Origin of the sequence: Clostridioides sp. ZZV14-6387, assembly GCF_020657835.1 — a bacterium.
Classification (GTDB): domain Bacteria; phylum Bacillota; class Clostridia; order Peptostreptococcales; family Peptostreptococcaceae; genus Clostridioides; species Clostridioides difficile_A.
Genome location: NZ_JAGWCW010000160.1, coordinates 1 through 236, shown reverse-complemented (window position 1 = coordinate 236; position 236 = coordinate 1). Strand labels below are relative to the sequence as shown.

At 25.4% G+C, this 236-nt stretch carries 1 protein-coding gene; it reads right to left on the bottom strand.

Features of this window, described 5'->3' with window-relative positions; all coding sequences use genetic code 11:
• Positions 1-236, bottom strand: a 236-nt coding sequence (locus KGF38_RS20225; RefSeq protein ID WP_227832708.1) for a transposase, incomplete at both ends; no start/stop codon positions are given.

Here is a 236-nt window from a genome sequence, read left to right as displayed (position 1 = left end):
AATCTTGCTTTATTTCTATTTAAACTACCAATTGTTTTTCTCGATAGTTCTCTTTGTAATTTAGCAAGTTTGTTTAATGACTTCTTAAGATACTTAGGATTTTCTATAAAGTCTCCACAACTTGAGATACAAAATTCTTTAATTCCTAAATCTAAACCTATCTGATTATTAGTATTTTCAAATGCTTTAATATCTATATCAGTACAACATAATGATACATAATATTTTCCACTTGG